Raw genomic sequence first — 17,375 nt, forward strand, 5'->3', positions numbered from 1 at the left:
TCAACATCGGCTTCCGCGCCGCTCTGCCTGGCAAGCCAGAAGTCGAAACCCTACGGGGTTTCGTCCAGTGCGCAGGCAAAGGAACCCGGTTCCTTGTCGCGCCAGCTTGTCTGGCCGGCAAAAAACAAAAAATGCCTGTCCCGGCCAGTAGGAAACGAAAGCCGGAGCCAGGCCAGGTAGGAGGATGAAGATGAGGACTTATAAGAACCTATACCCGCAAGTCTATGATTTTCAAAACCTATATGAGGCCTATATCAAGGCGAGGCGGGGCCACAGGTACCAGCCGGAAGTCCTCATCTTCACCAACAACCTGGAAAGCGAACTGATCCAGTTACAGAATGAACTAATCTGGAAGACTTATAAGACAGGCTCTTATCGGCGGTTCTACGTCAACGACCCTAAAACCAGGCTGGTGGCCGCTCTTCCTTTTCGGGACCGGGTGCTGCAGCACGCCTTATGCAACATCATTGAGCCGCTTTTTGAGCGCAAGTTTATCTATGACAGCTATGCCTGCCGGAAAGGCAAGGGAACTCACGCCGGCGCGGACCGGGTAACGGAATTTCTCAGGCGGGCTACCAGGTTATGGCCAAAGCCTTACTGCCTAAAGTGCGATATAAGCCAATATTTTCCTTCTATCCGGCACAGCACACTGCTGGCGATTATCAGGAGGACTATTACCTGCGAAGATACCATGTGGCTGATCCAGGAAATCCTCTCTAGTTGGGTCGATACCACCGACCCTGACCCAAGGGGGCTGCCTATAGGTAACCTGACAAGCCAGTTGTGGGCCAACATCTACCTGGACCAGCTTGACCACTTTATCAAGGAAGTCCTTCGGGTCAAGTTCTACGTCCGGTACATGGACGACTTCGTAATTATTGGCGGCAACAAGGCCGAGCTGTGGCAGGTAAAAAAGGAGATTGAAACCTTTCTGGCTGATAAGCTGGGTTTGCGCTTGAATGGTAAGTCGGGGATTTTTCCTATATCTCAGGGAGTAGATTTTCTAGGATACCGCATTTGGCCAGACCACAGGTTGTTGAGAAAAAGAAGTACAAAACGGATCAAACGAGCCTTAAAGCATTTCCAAAAGCTGTATAGCCAGGGCAAGATTAGCTTTGAGCGGATTAATGCTACAGTACAGAGCTGGTTAGGCCATGCAAAACACGCGGATACTTACCGCTTTAGGCAGAAGCTCTTTGAAGCCCTTGCCTTTGTGCGGGACAAAATGAAGAACATTGAAAACTTCTAGAAAAAGCCGCCAAGGGCGGCTTTTATTTAGGGTAACCAAAATAGGCTCCAGCGTAATTTCCTACGCTAGGATTGCATAAATATAAAAATTATTTTGTTTCATTTTGCTGTGAGAAATTTTCCCGTTTTGCGAGAGAAGCTACAAGAAGTGTGCAGGGAGCCAGTTTGACCCGCAGTTGGTGGAGATTTTTATGAGGTTGCTGGCGGGAGAGAGGGAAAGCTGCACGGAAAAGAATGTGTAGGATAAAGGGAGAGATGCTTGTGGCCAAGCTGCACCCGGCAGAGGAGAAATTCGCCCTGGCGCCTGCCGACCCGGAGACCAGAAACGCCCTGTTGCTGCTGATTATTCCCCCTGGTGTCCTTTCCCTGGTGGGCGTAGCAGTCGGCGTATCCGACCCGGCGGAACTGCCGGGTTTCTTAGTCGTTCTGTGCGGCATAGTGCTGATGACAGTGTTGCTGATGGCGGTTTTCTTTGCCTTTACGCGCCCAGGGAATAAGGATCACCAGGCGTCTGGTTCGCCCGGTGTTCGTGCCTTACACGCAAGTGAAGAACGTTGCGACGCAGCGTTTTGCCGGGCCGCCTTTCGCCATCGTACGGTTGGGCTCCTACCCGCCGTGGGGGCTCTTCGGCTATTTCGGCCGGTTCAAGGTGGAGTGCCTGGGGTGGATCAGGGTCTACGCCACGTCTTGGCAGAACGAGATGGTTGTGCTGGAGACCGACCGGGAACCGTACTTTCTTTCTCCGGCGGAACCGCAGAGGTTTTGCGGTGCGCTGCGGACCCGGCTTAACGGCACTGCGGCTTAGCGGTACTGCCCGGCGCGTCCGGGGGTACGGGCCGCAGTTGAAGGCTGCCGGAGTGGGGAGGTGCTGAGGCTGTGGGGGAAAAAGGTGGTGCTGGTATTAAGTTTACTGGTGACCGCATCCGGAATCATCCTGGCGACGCTCTTCCTGCCGGTGGCGGCGGGGACGGGGACTGAGGAACTGCGCGCAGTGCGGCTGGGATGGCCTTTCTGGTTCGTGGTGCAGGACCAGAGCCGCTACAGCCCGCCGGGTGACGTGTGGACCACCCGCTTGCTCTCCCCGTGGGAGTGCCCCTTTGCGGTGGTATGGTGGCGTTTTGCGACGGCGGTGGCGGTGGCGGCGGGCGGCCTGGGCCTTTTGCTGGCCGCGGCTGCCCGCCTTACACGGAAGGTGCGTACCGGGAGATGAAAAGAGGGAGACGCGGATGATTAAAACCGAAAGGCTTACCAAGCGTTTTGGCCGTTTTACCGCCGTAGACGGTTTGGATCTGGAGGTGGTACCCGGGGAAATTTTCGGCTTTCTCGGCCCTAACGGGGCGGGCAAAACCACCACCATCCGCATGCTGACCGGACTGCTGCGTCCCACTGCCGGGCGCGCTTTTATTGGTGGCTACGACATTCATGCAGAGCCGCTCCGGGCCAAGGCCATTTTGGGCTATGTCCCCGACGAACCCTTCCTTTACGAAAAGCTCACCGGACGGGAATTCCTATCCTTTATGGCCGACCTCTACAGGGTGGACGAAAAACGGAGAATAGACCGTGTTGCCGAATTATTACATCTGTTCGGTTTGGAAGAGCGGGCTGATGAACTTGTTCAATCCTACTCGCGAGGCATGCGGCAAAAATTGGCGGTAGCAGCAGCGCTGGTTCACGACCCCAGCGTACTTATTCTTGATGAACCCTTGACGGGGCTGGACCCTCGAAGCGCCAGGATTTTAAAGGACACCCTCCGCATGCTGGCCGGGCGCGGGGTGACGATTTTTATGTCCACTCACATTATGGAAATTGCGGAACGTATATGCAACCGGGTAGGGATCATCGACAGGGGCCGCCTTATTGCCTGCGGCACCATCGATGAGCTGAAAGTGCTATCTCAAAAAGATATGGCCTCTCTAGAGGATCTCTTTTTACAGCTTACGGGCGGCACAGCGTATGCCGAAGTGGTTCGTTCCCTGGAAGAAGGGGTTTTGCCGTGAGGCAACTATTGCTCTGGAAAGCCAGGATAGCTTGCTGGAATTACTTGCGCTCTCCCCAGGCACGGGTGGGAACTGCCGTGCTGGTACTGATGGCCGGCGCCCTGGCTGTTATGGTCTTTGGAGCCTGCCGTTTTCTTTTCAAAGCGGTTCAGCCGGTCTTGACGGGAGCCACACCTGTGCCAGTCGCCCCTGAAGGAGAGCTGGTACTGCTCAGTGCTCTTTACGTTATTGGCCTGCTGATCCTCCTGGTAAGCGGGTTCGCCGCAGCCTTTTTTGCCCTCCATGCCTCCTCCGACTTGCCCCTGCTACTTGCCGCCCCTTTTACCGTGCGCCAGATTTTCGCTTTAAAGTTTTGCGAGTTGGCTGCCAGCCAGCTGCCGGTAGTCCTGGTGGTAGTATTACCGGCGGCGTGTGGCTACGGGGCAGGGGTGGGTGCGAGGTGGTCCTTTTACCCGGCAGCTTTGCTCCTGAGTTTGCTCTTTCTTTTTCTGCCCACCGCGCTGGCGGTGCTGGCGGAGGCGCTGGTGGTGCGGGTAATACCGCCCTACCGCGTGCGGGAACTGGGCGCAGCTCTAGGAACGCTACTGGGAATCGTAATGTATGCTTTCTTTTACCTCGGTTCCAGCTACTTTGCTGGTTGGGGGCCACAGGAAGTCATTTCCCTTACGGACCGCCTCTCTTTTGCCAAACCAAAGGTCTCACCGGCACACTGGCTGGCGCAAGCAACAGTGGCAGCTTCCCGGGGGAGTCTTTCCGACTTTCTCTTTTGGGGCGGGCTCACTGCTGTGGTTTCCCTTTTCGCACTGGTCCTTTCTTTTTTGCTCGTGCAGGAAGCGTTTTATACTCATTGGGTTGGGGCAGCCGAAACACACCTGCGGCTTCGACGCCGACCGCTTTCTGCAGTTTTGGTGGCCAACAGGAGAAAAAGCCTTCTATCCCTTAGAGGTCCCCTCTGGGCCCTGGCCGGGAAAGAAATGCGCATGATCTGCCGCGACCTGCGGGAGTGGATGGAAGCCATGTACATGCTGGTGATGATGGTAGTGGTAACCATAGCTCCCGCGCTGAGAAGAGGAGGATCCACTCTTTTGCCTCCAGAACTGCTTCTCTATGTTTGTTTGGGTGTGGCCGGAGCAATTTCCTGGGCTCTGGTGGGACCTTTGGCTCTGGGTTGCGTGGCACGGGAAGGGCGCAGTTGGCCGCTTTTGCGCAGTACACCAATAACCGGGGAACAAATTCTGAAGGGTAAAATTATGGGCGTGGTAGCCCCCGTACTGGCGCCGCTTATGGCGGTAACACTTGCGGCAAGCCTGCTTCTGGGCCTGCGTGACTTCCGGCTAATTATTGTAGCATCCTTTGTATTGCTGGTAACGCCCGGACTGGCCGCTCTGGGTGCCTGGTGTGGTACTCTGTCACCGGACTTTAACGCGCAGAACGTTCGCCAGAGGGTGGGTGGAGCGGCGTACCTTTTCTTCTGGGTTGTTTCTTTGCTTTATGCGGCTTCCCTGGCTGTGGGCGTGTTCTTTGTGGCAGCGGGCGCGTGGACCGGCTGGCGCGTCCTGGTGCGGGCGCTGGGGTTGCTCTGGCTTATGATCATTGGCGCGCTCGCCTTTGTCGTGGGGGTCGTGCTTGGCGGAAGGGAAATCGAGCGGAGGGAGGCCTGCGTGCGCTGACCGTGCAGATGTTTGCAAAGATTATTCGGCCTTTTTTTCCGCGGCGCCGCGTGCTAATCCGGTTGCCGGGGGTTGGTGCTCTGTACTGCCCGCCCCTCGGGCGCGAATATCCCCTCGGCTTGCGCGAGGTGCCGGGAAGCCATACTCTGGTCTATATCAATCGCGGTCTGGGTACTACCGTCCTGCCGCTGCGCCTCTTCTGCCCGCCGGAGGTGACCTTGCTGACGCTGCGCTCCGAAACCGGGAACTGAGGCGGTTGCGATTTTTCCGGCATATCCGGCATCATACCCCGGCGGCAGTGCTCCTCTCAACGTGTCGGGCGGAAGGAGAAGAACCGGTGCCACTTTTTTTAGTGAAAAAGGCGGCAGCAAGATGTGGACTTGCTCTTGTGACGCTGGTGCTGGTTCCCCTGGCGGGGCTGGTCTTCGGGCTGCTTCTTGCGGTGGCGTTTCTTTTCGGTAAGGGCGGTGCAGAATCCGGTTCTGCCGTGGGAGGGAGAGAGGAGCTTCACGATATGATCGAAGCACTGCCAGACGAAAAGGTGGCGGAAGCGAGGGATCTGCTGCGCCGGTTTTTCAACGGGGAACGGGGGTGTTCATTGTGACACGCCACGAGTTCAAGGTCGCCCCTTTCGACAGGACGGGGAAGTTATTATCTAACCCGTTGACCGGATTTCTGTTTCTGTTTGCCGGCCTCCTGTGGTGGGTCTTGCCGTTTCCGTTTGCGCCTCGCGGCTACCGGGTGTCGCCGGAGGGGATAACTATCCGCGCCCTAGTGACGTCATACGTTATACCCAAAAGCAAGATTAAGCGTGTCGAAATAGTCGAAGGTGTAAAACCCGGAGTCGGGTTGACGTGGCTGGCCGGGCTTTTCGGTTATGCCGGTGTCTTTGCCCTGGCCGACGGCAGCACGGCGAAAGTCTTCGCCACCCGCTGGGACCGGATGGTGCGGATCAATGCCTCCTGGGAAATTTACTTTCTTTCACCGGCGGAACCCGAAGCCTTCGTGGAAGCGGTACATAGGACGGTTCTGGCTGAAGCAAAGTTGCGGGAAGGGTGAAGAAGAGGAGGAGATAAGCTGTTGTCAGACCCACATGGGTATGGTCATGCGGCCCCGCGCCGGGATGGCCGGACAGGTGCCCATTTTGGGCGGCTCAGGGGAAATGACCATAGAAATGGTGCTTCCGGCAACCATGCACCAGGTTTCCCGGTGGCAGTTTGAGGCCACCGGAGGTTCCGCCGCAAAGGGCAGGCAGCTGCCGGAGCTGGAAATGGAGCAGTACCTGGTGGGCGGAAAAATGTACATGAAAATGACCGACCCGGCCACCGGCAAAGCCGGATGGATGCGTCTGCCCTGGCACGTTTACTGCCGACCGGAGCCAGCTGTTCTTGAAATACATGGCACCTAACTTTTTTACCCTTCAAACAGGTGGCGGAAAAAACTTGCCCGGTTGTTCAAAAAGTCGCGGGTAAGACGGTAGTGTTCGGTGTCCTCATATTCCACAGATCGCAGCGGGGAATAATCCAGGCTGTAAATCGTTGCCCCGGGGTAGGCCAGCAGGATAGGCGAGTGGGTGGCCATGAGGAACTGGGCGTTACCGGTTTGCTCCATCTGCCATAGGAGCCGCAGGAAGGCTATTTGCCGGGCTGGAGACAGGGCCGCCTCGGGCTCGTCGAGGAGGTAGATTCCACGGCGGTCAAACCGGTGCTGGAAGAGGGCAAAGAAGGCCTCGCCGTGGGACTGCTCATGTAGGGAGCGGCCACCGTAATATTTTAGGATAAGTGGCTCCTCTTTTGCCAGTTCATCTATATAGGAGGCAAAATGGTAAAACGTCTCTGCCCGCAGGAAGAAACCATCAGTAACTTTCGGCCGCCAGGACAGGCGGATGTGTTCTTTTAGCTCCGATTCGGTGGCCTGGTAAGAAAACGAATGGCTCCGGCTGCCACCGCCGGCGTGAAAACCGCAGAGGGCAGCCACTGCCTCCAGAAGGGTGGATTTACCGGTGCCGTTTTCGCCGATGAAAAATGTAACCGGACGGGTGATGGAAATAGTCTTTACATTCCGGAAGGCCGGGATGTTGAAAGGATAACCTTTCCCGGCTGCACCCCGCTTTCCGGTAAACTGAATAGCCCGCAGGAACATTAATGCCCCCCCAAGCACTCAGGCTTTGAATATCTCTGATCGTAGTGCCTTTGGCCCCGTCTGCACCCTTCATTACGGCCGCCAGACCCGGAGATCCGTAACCACTTGAGGTGCACCTGATATTCCGTTGTAAAAACTCATGTTCCCTTTTTCCATTCTATAAGTGATTATCCGGAATGACAAGTGACCGCATTATCTACGCAGTGCACCTCGCACTTGACAGCGAATACCTGCGTGATATGATATGTGTACAGTTATATATATAACCTCTTTGATAAGGAGTTAAGGCCATGTCTTTACCCCACGCCCTTTTGGGTCTCCTCAGCTACCGCCCGGCTACCGGGTACGAACTCAAGGCCGCCTTCGAGCAATCGATCCATTTTTTCTGGAACGCCACCCTGCCCCAGATTTACCGCATCCTGAACCAGATGCGGGAACGCGGCTGGGTTGCGGTGACCGTCGAGCACCAGGAAGGCAGACCGAGCCGCAAGGTGTACCGCGTTACCGAGGCCGGGCGGGAGGAACTCCGGCGCTGGCTGGCTGCGTCGCCGGAGATACCGCAGCTGCGCGATCCCCTGCTGGTCAAGGTCTTTTTCGGCCGCCAGGTGGACCCGGCGGTGCTGGCCGCCCACTTGAGAATGTGGCGCGCGCACTACGCCGGCCTCCTGCGGCGCTATGAAGAAGACATTGCCCCGCTGATCCATCACTACGCGGCCCTTACCGGAGCCTGCGAAGACGCCCGCTACTGGTCCCTTACTCTGGAATTCGGCCGCCGCTTCGCCCAGATGGTCGTCGATTGGTGCGACACCGCGCTGGCCGCGGTTATGCAGGAGGACAAGGCCCATGGCTAAAAAAATACCCGGCACGGTCTGGATTTTCATCGGCTTTGTCCCCTGGATCCTGTACTGGGCGCTCTCGGGATACGGCCTCTGGACGGAGGCGGTGACGGCCGGCCTGGCCGCCGTGCTGGTCTTAAACGCCTACCGCCTCCGGCAGCGGCAGGTCAAGACGATGGAGCTGGTGACGCTTGCTTTCTTTGCCGCCCATTTTGCGGTGACTGTCGTCCTTGGTTCCCCACTTTTTAAGACCTGCAGTGCCGTGCTGGCCGGCGCTGCCCTGGCGCTGATGGCCTGGGGGACGCTCCTGGCCGGCAGTCCCTTCACCTACCAGTACGCCCGCGAGGACTGGCCGCGCGAATACTGGCGCCATCCCCTCTTTTACCGCACCAACGCCCTGATTACGGCGGTCTGGGGCGCGATTTTTACCCTCAATGCCGTGCTGGGGGCGCTGGCGCTTGCCTGGCCGGAGGCCCGCCTCTGGCTCACCGTGGCCGTCCCCAACGCTGCCATCGGGGCTGGCATCGCTTTTTCCCTTTTCTTCCCCAGCTGGTACCCCAGGCGCATTCTGGCGCAGGAGATAGCTGCCCGCGAGCCGTACCGGTGGCCGGACCCGGTCTTCGGCCCTGCGCGGCCGGCCGGTGAAGCCGAACACGACGTCATCGTCGTGGGTGCAGGCATCGGCGGCCTTACGGCGGCGGCCCTTCTGGCGCGGCGGGGCCTGAAAGTGCTGGTGGCGGAGCAGCACCACCGGCCGGGCGGCTTCTGCACCTCATGGGAGCGGCACGTACGGCGGGACGGCGAGCGGCTGCGCTACGTCTTCGATGCGGGGGTACACGACGTCAGCGGGCTGGGTCCGCGCGGCCCGGTGACCAATCTTTTACGCCGGCTGGAAATCGGCGACCGGCTGGAATGGCGGCGGATGGGCCACGAATACGTGCTGCCCGGCTTCCGGCTCAAGGTGCCCGGTACGGCGGAGGAACTGGTCAGGGCTCTGCAGGCGCGCTTTCCCGCGGAGCGGGAGGCTATAGCTGCCTTTTTCGCCGAGATGGAGGGCATCTACCGCGACCTCTACGCCGGCGTGGAGCGCACCGGCGGCGTGCCGTGCCCGCCGCGCACGCCGGAGGAGATGCTAGCCTACCCGCGCACCCACCCGTATGCCTTCCGCTGGATGGACATCCCCTACACGGTCATGCTGGAGCGGTTTTTCCAGGATACATCTCTGAAACGGCTCCTGCTCCTCCTGACGGGCTACCTGAGCGACCGGCCGGAAACGCTCACCGTTGCCCAGATGGCCCCCCTTTTCGGCTACTATTTCGACGGCGGCTACTACCCTGTGGGCGGCTCCCAGGCCCTTGCTGACGCGCTGGCGGAAGTGATCGAGGCGCACGGCGGCCGGGTGCTCCTGCGCGCGCCTGTAGAGCGCATCCTCCTCGAAGGAGGCCGAGCCACGGGAGTAATCCTGGCCGACGGCCGGAACCACCGTGCCGGGGCCGTCATCTCTAATGCCGATGTCCGCAGGACCTTCCTGGAACTGGTGGGGCGGGAACACCTGCCGCCTGACTTTGTGCGACGCATTGAAGGCCTGGAATATTCCACCTCGGCCTTCGCGGTCTTCTTGGGCGTCGACTTCGTGCCGGACCTGGAGCCGGTCACCCTGGTTCACAGCGAAGACGGCCGGGGGCTGGGCATAATGATTCCTTCCAGGGTGGACCCTGGCCTGGCGCCGCCCGGACACGCCGCCATCACCCTGGTGACCCTGGTCTCCCGGGCGGAGGCAACAACCTGGGATCGCCGGACGCCCGACTATGCCCGGCGCAAAAGAGATTTCGGCGACGAGCTGGTCGCCCTGGCCGAACGGGTGCTGCCCAGCCTGCGGGAGCACATCGTCTTCCAAGAGGAGGCCAGCCCGGCCACGTTCGCCCGCTATGCCTGGACGACGGGCGGCGCCATCTACGGCCCCGCCGCCGGTCAGTGGCGGCCGCCGGCCAAAAGCCCCGTGGAGCGGCTCTACCTGGCCGGCGCCGGCGTTTTCCCGGGGGCGGGCATCGAGGCGGTGGTCATCTCCGGCACCCTGACTGCCGGCGCCGTTTATCCGGAAAGGTAAATTAGCAATTTAAACGAGGGGGCAACCCTGGCGGTTCGAGGTGGGGAAAAACACTATTACGGTGGCCGTGGACAACCTGCACGACACCTACAATATTCCCAAGCGCCTGGACTGCGGCATCGCCATGCTGCACCTGGAGCTGGGCGCCCTAGCCGCGGGCGTTACCGGCACCTGGGAGTTCCTGCTGCCGCCCCGGGCAGCCACGGTTTCGCCGCCCTTTTCGGCGTTTCTTTGCGTTGTCGATGCCTTTTACCACGCTCTCAAGAAAGACTCGGATTCCGGCAGGTCAGAGATTCAGGCACCGGAACAGAAGACTCAGTTGGTCAACGGAGAGGCTGGCAGGCTTGCGGAGTGGATCGCAGCTAGCCAGGGAGTGAAGGTCGTGGAGAAGAGGGTTTCGCTTTCCCCATTTATTCTTGTCCTTCTCGGTATCGCTCCTATCGGCAATCGGCAGTTTCTGCGCCAGCGACTTTGTATCCTACCTATCCAATATTGAGATGCGTGCAACCTAGTGGACACTCTGACATACCGTAGCCATAAAGGGCACGAAACTTGCGAATGGGAAACGCTTTGGGGGCAGCGTGGGCCGACCATTGCTCCCTACGGTCGTTACGAGAAGGGTTATTATTGTGGTAGTGTTATTATTTATGAAGCAAGGGGGCGTATAACGTGACTGGACAATGGGAAGTGTTTAGGTACTCTGTAGAACGAGTAAGCGATTTATGGTTTAGATGGTTCAGTGGTATATCGCAAGCAGAGCTATTTCTTGCGGAACTGGAAAAATCCTGCGGCAGGCCTGTGTTGGGAAGAAACCCCGCTGACCCGGTTTACAGTATTGATATCCCCCATAAAGTTACGGTCGGGGAGGCGTTGTTTCGACGCCTGCTGACACTTTTCCCTGAAGGCTTGGCGGTTTTTGTTTATCGCGATAGACCATTGTTAAATGGCGACTGCGACTGCGCTTGGGAGATCAGGGAAAACGCTCTGTATTTATATCGGGAGAAGGTCGTCTCCCTAGGAATCGAAGATGCATATACAGATCACCCTGCCTCAGACTGGATCGGCTTAAACTTAAGTACGAGCAAGTTTTTCACTGCACTACCCGTTTTTTGGGGTTTTGGGCTCTCTATCTACCTGTTCTTCATTTCCAATTATCATCGCCAGGTCGCCGACTGCCTGTTGCGCCAAACTAGTGGCGGTCCTGGAAGTTTTGAAAAAGGATTGTTTTCTGTTGTTTATTTCATAGACCCGGTGGTCATCCGTGGCCCTGATGGGAACTGGGTGGAATTCTGGGTTCGTCCTGACAACCCGCTGCACGGAAAGTTCCTGGAGCTTTTTCCTCTCGACGATCCAGGCCCATAAAAGTAAGATGTGTCCTCTTAGCAACCGCGCCAGGGTCAGGCACTGGGTGCGATCGCGGTTTTTGTCTCCGATGCTGATCCCGGGGATGAGTTTGCCGCTGGCCGCAGCCGGAATCGTGCTGGCGACGCTCTTCCTGCCGGTGGCGGTGGGCACGGGGACTGAGGAGCTACGCGCAGTGCGGCTGGGGCGCCCTTTCTGGTTTGTAGTGCAGGACCGCCGGTTCCATAGTTCCGGCGTGGCGCAGGGACGCCGAGGCGGCGGTGCGCGGGTACTTCAGTGCCCTGGAACGGCGGGACTTCGCCGGCGCGGTCAGGTGGGTTCACCCCGCGTGGCACGACTTCACGGCCATGCGGGAGCGGGAATTGCGCAGCCTGCGCCTGCTTTTGACCGGGTTTTATGGTGTGCGGAGGGCTGGCCGGGTGATCTTCGTCGAGTATGAGGTTGAGGCCTGGGCCCGCTACCGGGGCTTTTCACCCGCCAGCCGTATCCCCGGTCGAGCGGTCGCAATATCTATTTCGTCATGCTGGCACCGCCCGACCCACCGACGCCTGGGGAGTGGCGGATTGTGGCCATTGGTTCGGGGCCGTAGGCCCGGGAGACTTACGCCGGCGTACGAGGATTCTTTGGGAGAGGTGACGATGCGCGAAAACGCTATCCGCCGTCTTTTTCCGCGGCGCGCTCTGAAAATTGTCATTTTCGGCCTGGTTCTGCTCCTGCTTTACGGCCTGGCAGCGAGATCCGGCTGCGTGGTCGTGGAAAGAGTGGAGTTACCGCTGCCGGGGCTCCCGGCGGAGCTCAACGGGCTGACCGTAGTTCATTTCAGCGACCTGCACTATGGCTTCGGCCGGTTCCGCAGCGAGGAGTCCGTGGCACAGATAACGAGGCTCATCTCCTCCCTTCAGCCCGACCTCATCGTTTTTACCGGCGACCTTCTGGACCGTGCGGCGGACCCGGCCCTGGTGGGCACCCTGCCGCTGCAAGGACTTAAGGCGCCCCTGGGCGTGTATGCCGTCATGGGCAACCACGACCACCACTTCGGCAAAGAAAAGATAGCCCGCTCCCTTGCTGACTTTGGGGTGGAAGTGCTGGTTAACCGGAGCGTCCGCGTCGAGAAGGGTGGCCGGCATTTCTGGCTCATCGGCCTGGACGACCCCCTGACCGGCGACCCCGACCTGGGGAGGGCGGTGGCCTCCGTACCGCCCGGGGACTTCAAAATTCTCCTGGTTCATACCCCTGACTTCGCGCCCCATGCAGCCAGTGCAGGCATTCAACTTCAGCTTTCCGGTCACAGCCACGGCGGGCAGGTCCGGCTGCCGGGGGTTGGGGCCATGTACTGCCCACCCCTCGGGCGCGAATACCCCCTCGGCCTGCGCCAGGTACCGGGAAGCCGTACTCTGGTCTATACCAATCGCGGGCTGGGCACAACCGTCCTGCCGCTGCGCCTCTTCTGCCCGCCGGAGGTGACCTTGCTGACGCTGCGCTCAGGAAGTGGGAACTGAGGCGGGTGAGATTTTTCCGGCATATCCGGCATAGTACCCCGGCGGTGGTGTCTCTCCCAACGTGCCGGGCGGAAGGAGGAGAACCGGTGCCGCTTTCTCTGGTGAAAAAGGCGGCAGCAAAATGCGGGCTTGCTCTTGTGACGCTGGTGCTGGCTCCCCTGGCGGGACTGGTCTTCGGGCTACTTCTCGCGGTGGCGTTTCTTATCGGTAAGGGCGGTGAAGAATCCGGTTCCGCCCTGGGAGTGAGAGAGGAGCTTCACAACATGATCGAAGCGTTGCCGGACGAAAAGGTGGCGGAGGCGAGGGATCTGCTATGCCGGCTTTTCAGCGGGGAGCGGAGAGGTTCACTATGACGCGCAAAAAATTCAAGGTCGCGCCTTTCGACAGGACGGGGAAGTTGACTACGACCTTGTACCTGTTTACCGGCGTGTGGTGGGCAGTCCTGTCGTTTCTGTTTGCGCCGCGCGGCTATCTGGTGTCGCCGGAGGGGATAACTATCCGCGCCCTGGTGACGTCATACGTCATACCCAAAAGCAAGATTAAGCGTGTTGAGATAGTCGAAGATGTGAAACCCGGGGTCGGGTTGACGTGGCTGGCCGGGCTTTTCGGTTATGCCGGTGTCTTTGCCCTGGTCGACGGCAGCACGGCGAAAGTCTACGCCACCCGCTGGGACCGGATGGTGCGGGTTCAGACCACCGGAGGAGACCCTTATCTCCTGTCCCCGGCGGAGCCGGAAGCCTTCGTGGAAGCGGTAAACAGGATGATTCTGACCCAACCGGAGTTGCGGGAAGGGTAACGGAGAGGATGAGAAATGGGCCGCCGTCCGGGCCTGCGACCGGCCGGTTGCCCGGGAAGGAGCGTTTTGTAGTTGGGGGAGAGGGAAACTGTGCGCGGTATCTGGAAAAAACCAGGTTTTCTGGCGGTTTTGTTTTTGGTCGTTGCAGCATCGGTGCTCGGCATCCTGGCGGTTCGGTGGAGGATTTCCGACCTCAGTTCAGGCGGCAAGCCGCCCACTGCCGGCAGGGTGGCCTGGGTGGCCGAAGGAAAGCTCTGGGTTAAAGATTTGCCCAACGGAAAGGCGAGACAGCTGGCCGCCGGGGAGAATATTTCCCGCCCTGCCTGGTCGCCGACGGGCAGGTGGCTGCTTTTCCGCCGTGGCGAAGACCTGTGGCTGGTCGGGGTCGGTAGGGGTGAGGCCCGCCGCGTGGCGCAAAGGGTGGACGAGTTCGCCTGGTCCCCGGTGGCGGACGTCTTTGCCTGCACCGCAGGCGGGGAACTTTGCTTGGGCGAGCCGGCGAAGGAGAGGCCCCGCGTCCTAGTGAAGCGGGAGGCCGGTTTTGACCTCGGGCGCATCGCCTGGTCGCCGGACGGCAATTGGGTGGCTTTTGAGCGGTTGAAGGTGGGTCAGAGTGAGGCGGGCCAGGCAGGCATCTGGAAGGTAGACGCCGCTTCGGGCGCCGTGGCACGGGTGTACATCTCCCGCCTGCGCTTCGACCGGGAAAGGGGCGTGGTGGGTGAGGTGCCGCGGCTGGTGGGCTGGTCGCCCGACGGGGAGATGGTCATCTTGTGGCGCGGACCCTGTGCGGCTTCCATCGAGGCCGACGGCCTCCCTCTCGGCCTGGCTCCGGCGGACGGTTGCGAGGAACCCGTCCCCCTCATAGGGAAGGATTGGGACTGGGAGAGCGCCGTCCTCGTGCGGCCCAGCTTTCTGGTCACCGCGCCGGGGAAGCTGGCGATCATTGTCGGCGCGGGGCGAGAGACATGGGTAAACAAGCGTCTCACCGTCTACGATTTCAGGTCCGGCAGGCTTGCCTACCCGACCGGTACCGGCCAGGCGGCGGTTGATCCCGCCTTTTCCCCGGACGGAAAGCTCCTGGTTTACAGCGCGGGGCCGGAAGTCAAGGATGCGGGCGGGTACGAGCAGACGTTGCGTCAAGGTCTGGCGTCGCGCAGGCTCTGGGTGGTGGGCACCGACGGCGGGAAGCCGCGCCGGCTTACGAACGACCCGGCCTACCGCGACGAGCGGCCGTTTTTCTCGGCCGACGGCCGGTACATACTTTTCGTGCGGCTCGACGGTGAAAACAAGGCCAGCCTGTGGCTGGTGCAACCCGACGGTAGCGGCCTTGAGCAGGTGGTGGAGAGTATCGGGCTCCTGACCGGGGACTTTACCTTCGGCTATTACGGTGCCGTGACCTGGAACGAGCTTTTCGCCTACTGGCCGGGCGTTGCCGACACCGCGCTCATCAATGCCGCGAAGAGCACGCCGGAAGCGAAGAAGCTCCTGGCGAAGTACCCCTGGGCAAAGATCATCGTTGACCGGAGCGGGAAGTCGGCGGTGGATTTCCGGGTGGATAAGCTTGAAAGTGATGATAAGCCCGGGTTCTACCTCAGGTTGCGGGTTTTCATCGAACCGGCAACTAACATCCCTGCCGACCGGTTCCTTGACTTAAACGGCAGGGTGATCAGGACGGAGATTTTGCGCCACCTGGACGAGGAAACGGTTTTTGGGACAAAAGTGCCTTATCTGAACCCGGCATACGGAGTGTACCTTGAATTCCCGCGTCACTGGCGGCCGCGCCCGGGTTACGGCGACGTTGCAGGCATCCCGGCAAGCTGCGGCGGCAACGACGGCTTTTTCTCGCTGGGTGCGATGAACGGGGAGGGCTTGACGCCCGAGGAGGTGGCGCGAAACGAGGCTTCCCACAAGCTGAAGCCCTATGGCGAAAGGCCGCGGTTGGAAAAAACCACGGTCAACGGCAGGGAGGGGTATTTCGTCTTCCCGTCGCCGGAGCTGGGCATGGGGGCCGGGGCCTGCTGCGTGGTGCTTTACCCGTGGCCCGTGGCGATCACGGGTGAGAAATACCACTACTTTATCCTGTACGGGGACGCAAAACACATCCGGGATTTCGCCGCTTCGCTGCGGTTTCTGTAACCCGTCTTTTGAGGAATTTGTGGGCAGGGCGCTGACAGAAAAAGATAAATGTGTCCAGGCCTGGCGGCCGGGCGAGGAGCGGTGGCAAAACGGCTTTTTATACCAATGCAGGCTAAGCTACTGGGTAGCACCGTTCGCTTACGTGAGAATTACCGCCGTCCGGCGGGAGCGGCTGGATAGCATTACAAAGGAGGATGCCCACAGGGAGGGCTGCTCATCGATGGGAGCATGCCGGAAGGCGTTCGAGAAGATATACGGCTTCTGGGATCCGGACGCCGGGGTATGGGTGGTGGAGTTCGAGCTGGCTTGACGCACACAGGGAAAAGTTTGACCCTGCCGACACCGTTCGACAGTGTTCCCCTTGACGCTCTTTCCAGGAAGTGGTCCAATTGAATCTGGTGCAAGTTGGCGAAAGGGGGAAGTTTTTGCTGGATCTCGGCAGGGCGATCCTGCGGCTGGAAAAAGCCAGGAGAGAATTGGTGGCCGTCGATCCCGGCGACAAAGAGAAACTCCTGGCGGCCAGCCGGAAGGTGGATAAGCTGATCTTAGAGTACTACCAGGCTAAAGCTCGGCCCATGGGCATCGGAGGCCGCGGCGGGGAATAACCGTCTGTTTCTTCTCTATTCCGGGGCAGGATTTTGTTCCCCGAAAAATAAAAAAACATCCGGAGAAAAGTGTTCAAAAGGAGCGGTGGATTGCGTGAACCCGGGTCGAGGAAAAGACGAACTTTACCGGCTGGTGGACGCTCTGCCAGAGGAAAAAGCCGAAGCGGCGAAGAAGTTTCTTGAACTCCTGCTCGGCGCCAGCAGTAAACTCCTGCCGGAAAAATTGGTGGAAAGGCTGGACCTCTTCGAAAGAATCATTGATTCCCTCCCGGATGCCACCCTTGCCGTTGACCGCGAAAGGAAAGGTGCTCGTGTGGAACCGGGCCATGGAAGAAATGACGGGGGTTAAGAGAGAAGAAATACTGGGCAGGGGAGAATACGCTTACGCAGTCCCGTTTTACGGGGAGAAAAGACCCATCCTCGCCAACATCCTGCTCGGCAATGGTACACAGTGGGGACAGCAGTACGATAAAATCGAATTAAAGGGCCATATTCTTGTCGGCGAAGGTTTCGCTCCTTTCGCCTGCGGCGGCAGGGGGCTTTACTTCTGGACGCTCGTGGCCCCAATTTACGACGACAAGGGGAACCTCTTAGGGGCAGTCCAGTGTATCCGCGATATCGGTGAGCGCAAAAAGATGGAGGATGAACTTAGGCGCTGCAGCACCCGCGATGCCCTCACCGGGCTGTACAACCGTGCTTTCTTCGAGGAAGAGCTGCGCCGGCTGGACAGGGGACGCTCTTTTCCTGTCAGCCTCATTTTATGCGATCTGGACGGCTTGAAAGTGGTCAACGACATGCTGGGGCACGAGCAGGGTGACGAGTTATTGCGCCGTGCGGCCAGAGTAATTGCGAGCTGCGTCCGGGGTTCCGACGTGGTGGCCCGGGTCGGCGGGGACGAGTTTGCTGTAATCCTGCCCCAAACAGACCGGAAGACGGCGGAAGAAGTGGCAAGCGCATAAATGAGGCCGTTGAAAAGG

Annotated in this window: 22 protein-coding genes; 21 read left to right on the forward strand and 1 reads right to left on the reverse strand. The window is 59.5% G+C overall.

Going from position 1 to position 17,375, the window contains the following annotated elements:
• Window positions 1-190: 190 nt before the first annotated feature.
• From G7K71_RS08705 to G7K71_RS08745, 9 genes are all read left to right on the forward strand, one after another.
• Complete coding sequence (locus tag G7K71_RS08705) at window positions 191-1,249, forward strand: reverse transcriptase domain-containing protein (RefSeq protein WP_166342726.1); 1,059 nt, start codon at window positions 191-193, stop codon at window positions 1,247-1,249.
• A gap of 471 nt (window positions 1,250-1,720) precedes the next feature.
• Entirely contained in the window at window positions 1,721-2,053 is a 333-nt protein-coding gene (locus G7K71_RS08710; protein WP_166345244.1) for a PH domain-containing protein, read from the forward strand.
• A gap of 60 nt (window positions 2,054-2,113) precedes the next feature.
• Window positions 2,114-2,458 carry a hypothetical protein gene (locus G7K71_RS08715; protein WP_166345247.1) on the forward strand — a complete coding sequence of 115 codons (345 nt, stop codon included), beginning with the start codon at window positions 2,114-2,116 and terminating at the stop codon, window positions 2,456-2,458.
• A 16-nt stretch (window positions 2,459-2,474) separates the two neighbouring features.
• Window positions 2,475-3,245, forward strand: coding sequence for an ABC transporter ATP-binding protein (locus tag G7K71_RS08720; RefSeq protein WP_166345249.1), 771 nt, complete (start codon window positions 2,475-2,477; stop codon window positions 3,243-3,245).
• Window positions 3,242-4,915, forward strand: coding sequence for a putative ABC transporter permease subunit (locus G7K71_RS08725; protein ID WP_166345252.1), 1,674 nt, complete (start codon window positions 3,242-3,244; stop codon window positions 4,913-4,915). The genes G7K71_RS08720 and G7K71_RS08725 overlap by 4 nt, the downstream gene beginning before the upstream one ends.
• Before the next feature lie 50 nt (window positions 4,916-4,965).
• Window positions 4,966-5,166, forward strand: a complete 201-nt coding sequence (locus G7K71_RS08730; protein WP_166345255.1) for a hypothetical protein — start codon at window positions 4,966-4,968, stop codon at window positions 5,164-5,166.
• 86 nt (window positions 5,167-5,252) lie between these two features.
• The gene (locus G7K71_RS08735; protein WP_166345258.1) at window positions 5,253-5,519 is read left to right on the forward strand and encodes a hypothetical protein; all 267 of its coding nucleotides are present in this window, start codon (window positions 5,253-5,255) and stop codon (window positions 5,517-5,519) included.
• Window positions 5,507-5,974: a PH domain-containing protein gene (locus G7K71_RS08740; protein ID WP_166345261.1), complete on the forward strand. Its 468-nt coding sequence runs from the start codon at window positions 5,507-5,509 to the stop codon at window positions 5,972-5,974. The genes G7K71_RS08735 and G7K71_RS08740 overlap by 13 nt, the downstream gene beginning before the upstream one ends.
• Window positions 5,975-6,008: 34 nt before the next feature.
• Window positions 6,009-6,323, forward strand: a complete 315-nt coding sequence (locus tag G7K71_RS08745; RefSeq protein ID WP_166345264.1) for a hypothetical protein — start codon at window positions 6,009-6,011, stop codon at window positions 6,321-6,323.
• A gap of 5 nt (window positions 6,324-6,328) precedes the next feature.
• Here the strand turns inward: G7K71_RS08745 and G7K71_RS08750 are convergent, their stop codons facing one another.
• A complete protein-coding gene (locus tag G7K71_RS08750; protein WP_166345267.1) occupies window positions 6,329-7,057 on the reverse strand; it encodes an AAA family ATPase in 729 nt (242 codons plus the stop codon).
• A gap of 290 nt (window positions 7,058-7,347) precedes the next feature.
• Between G7K71_RS08750 and G7K71_RS08755 the strand changes: the two genes are divergently transcribed.
• From G7K71_RS08755 to G7K71_RS19375, 12 genes are all read left to right on the forward strand, one after another.
• The gene (locus G7K71_RS08755) at window positions 7,348-7,908 is read left to right on the forward strand and encodes a PadR family transcriptional regulator (protein WP_166345270.1); all 561 of its coding nucleotides are present in this window, start codon (window positions 7,348-7,350) and stop codon (window positions 7,906-7,908) included.
• Window positions 7,901-10,000, forward strand: coding sequence for an NAD(P)/FAD-dependent oxidoreductase (locus G7K71_RS08760; RefSeq protein WP_166345273.1), 2,100 nt, complete (start codon window positions 7,901-7,903; stop codon window positions 9,998-10,000). Before G7K71_RS08755 ends, G7K71_RS08760 begins: the two co-directional genes overlap by 8 nt.
• 67 nt (window positions 10,001-10,067) lie before the next feature.
• Entirely contained in the window at window positions 10,068-10,496 is a 429-nt protein-coding gene (locus G7K71_RS08765; RefSeq protein WP_166345277.1) for a hypothetical protein, read from the forward strand.
• Between the two features lie 173 nt (window positions 10,497-10,669).
• Entirely contained in the window at window positions 10,670-11,362 is a 693-nt protein-coding gene (locus G7K71_RS08770) for a hypothetical protein (RefSeq protein ID WP_166345280.1), read from the forward strand.
• Between the two features lie 260 nt (window positions 11,363-11,622).
• Entirely contained in the window at window positions 11,623-12,861 is a 1,239-nt protein-coding gene (locus tag G7K71_RS08775) for a metallophosphoesterase (protein ID WP_166345283.1), read from the forward strand.
• A gap of 86 nt (window positions 12,862-12,947) precedes the next feature.
• Entirely contained in the window at window positions 12,948-13,214 is a 267-nt protein-coding gene (locus G7K71_RS08780; RefSeq protein ID WP_166345286.1) for a hypothetical protein, read from the forward strand.
• Window positions 13,211-13,657 (forward strand): PH domain-containing protein, encoded by a 447-nt coding sequence (locus tag G7K71_RS08785; protein ID WP_166345289.1) that lies wholly within the window; start codon window positions 13,211-13,213, stop codon window positions 13,655-13,657. The genes G7K71_RS08780 and G7K71_RS08785 overlap by 4 nt, the downstream gene beginning before the upstream one ends.
• A gap of 90 nt (window positions 13,658-13,747) precedes the next feature.
• A complete protein-coding gene (locus G7K71_RS08790) occupies window positions 13,748-15,793 on the forward strand; it encodes a TolB family protein (RefSeq protein ID WP_166345292.1) in 2,046 nt (681 codons plus the stop codon).
• 19 nt (window positions 15,794-15,812) lie between these two features.
• Entirely contained in the window at window positions 15,813-16,103 is a 291-nt protein-coding gene (locus G7K71_RS19840; protein ID WP_166345295.1) for an ASCH domain-containing protein, read from the forward strand.
• Between the two features lie 88 nt (window positions 16,104-16,191).
• Window positions 16,192-16,398, forward strand: a complete 207-nt coding sequence (locus G7K71_RS08800; protein ID WP_313884961.1) for an aspartyl-phosphate phosphatase Spo0E family protein — start codon at window positions 16,192-16,194, stop codon at window positions 16,396-16,398.
• A gap of 94 nt (window positions 16,399-16,492) precedes the next feature.
• Window positions 16,493-16,747: a hypothetical protein gene (locus G7K71_RS19070; protein WP_207712822.1), complete on the forward strand. Its 255-nt coding sequence runs from the start codon at window positions 16,493-16,495 to the stop codon at window positions 16,745-16,747.
• The gene (locus tag G7K71_RS19375) at window positions 16,725-17,357 is read left to right on the forward strand and encodes a diguanylate cyclase (RefSeq protein ID WP_243174790.1); all 633 of its coding nucleotides are present in this window, start codon (window positions 16,725-16,727) and stop codon (window positions 17,355-17,357) included. Before G7K71_RS19070 ends, G7K71_RS19375 begins: the two co-directional genes overlap by 23 nt.
• The last annotated feature ends 18 nt before the right edge of the window (window positions 17,358-17,375 follow it).

The organism is Desulfofundulus sp. TPOSR (assembly GCF_011393055.1).
Taxonomy (GTDB): domain Bacteria; phylum Bacillota; class Desulfotomaculia; order Desulfotomaculales; family Desulfovirgulaceae; genus Desulfofundulus; species Desulfofundulus kuznetsovii.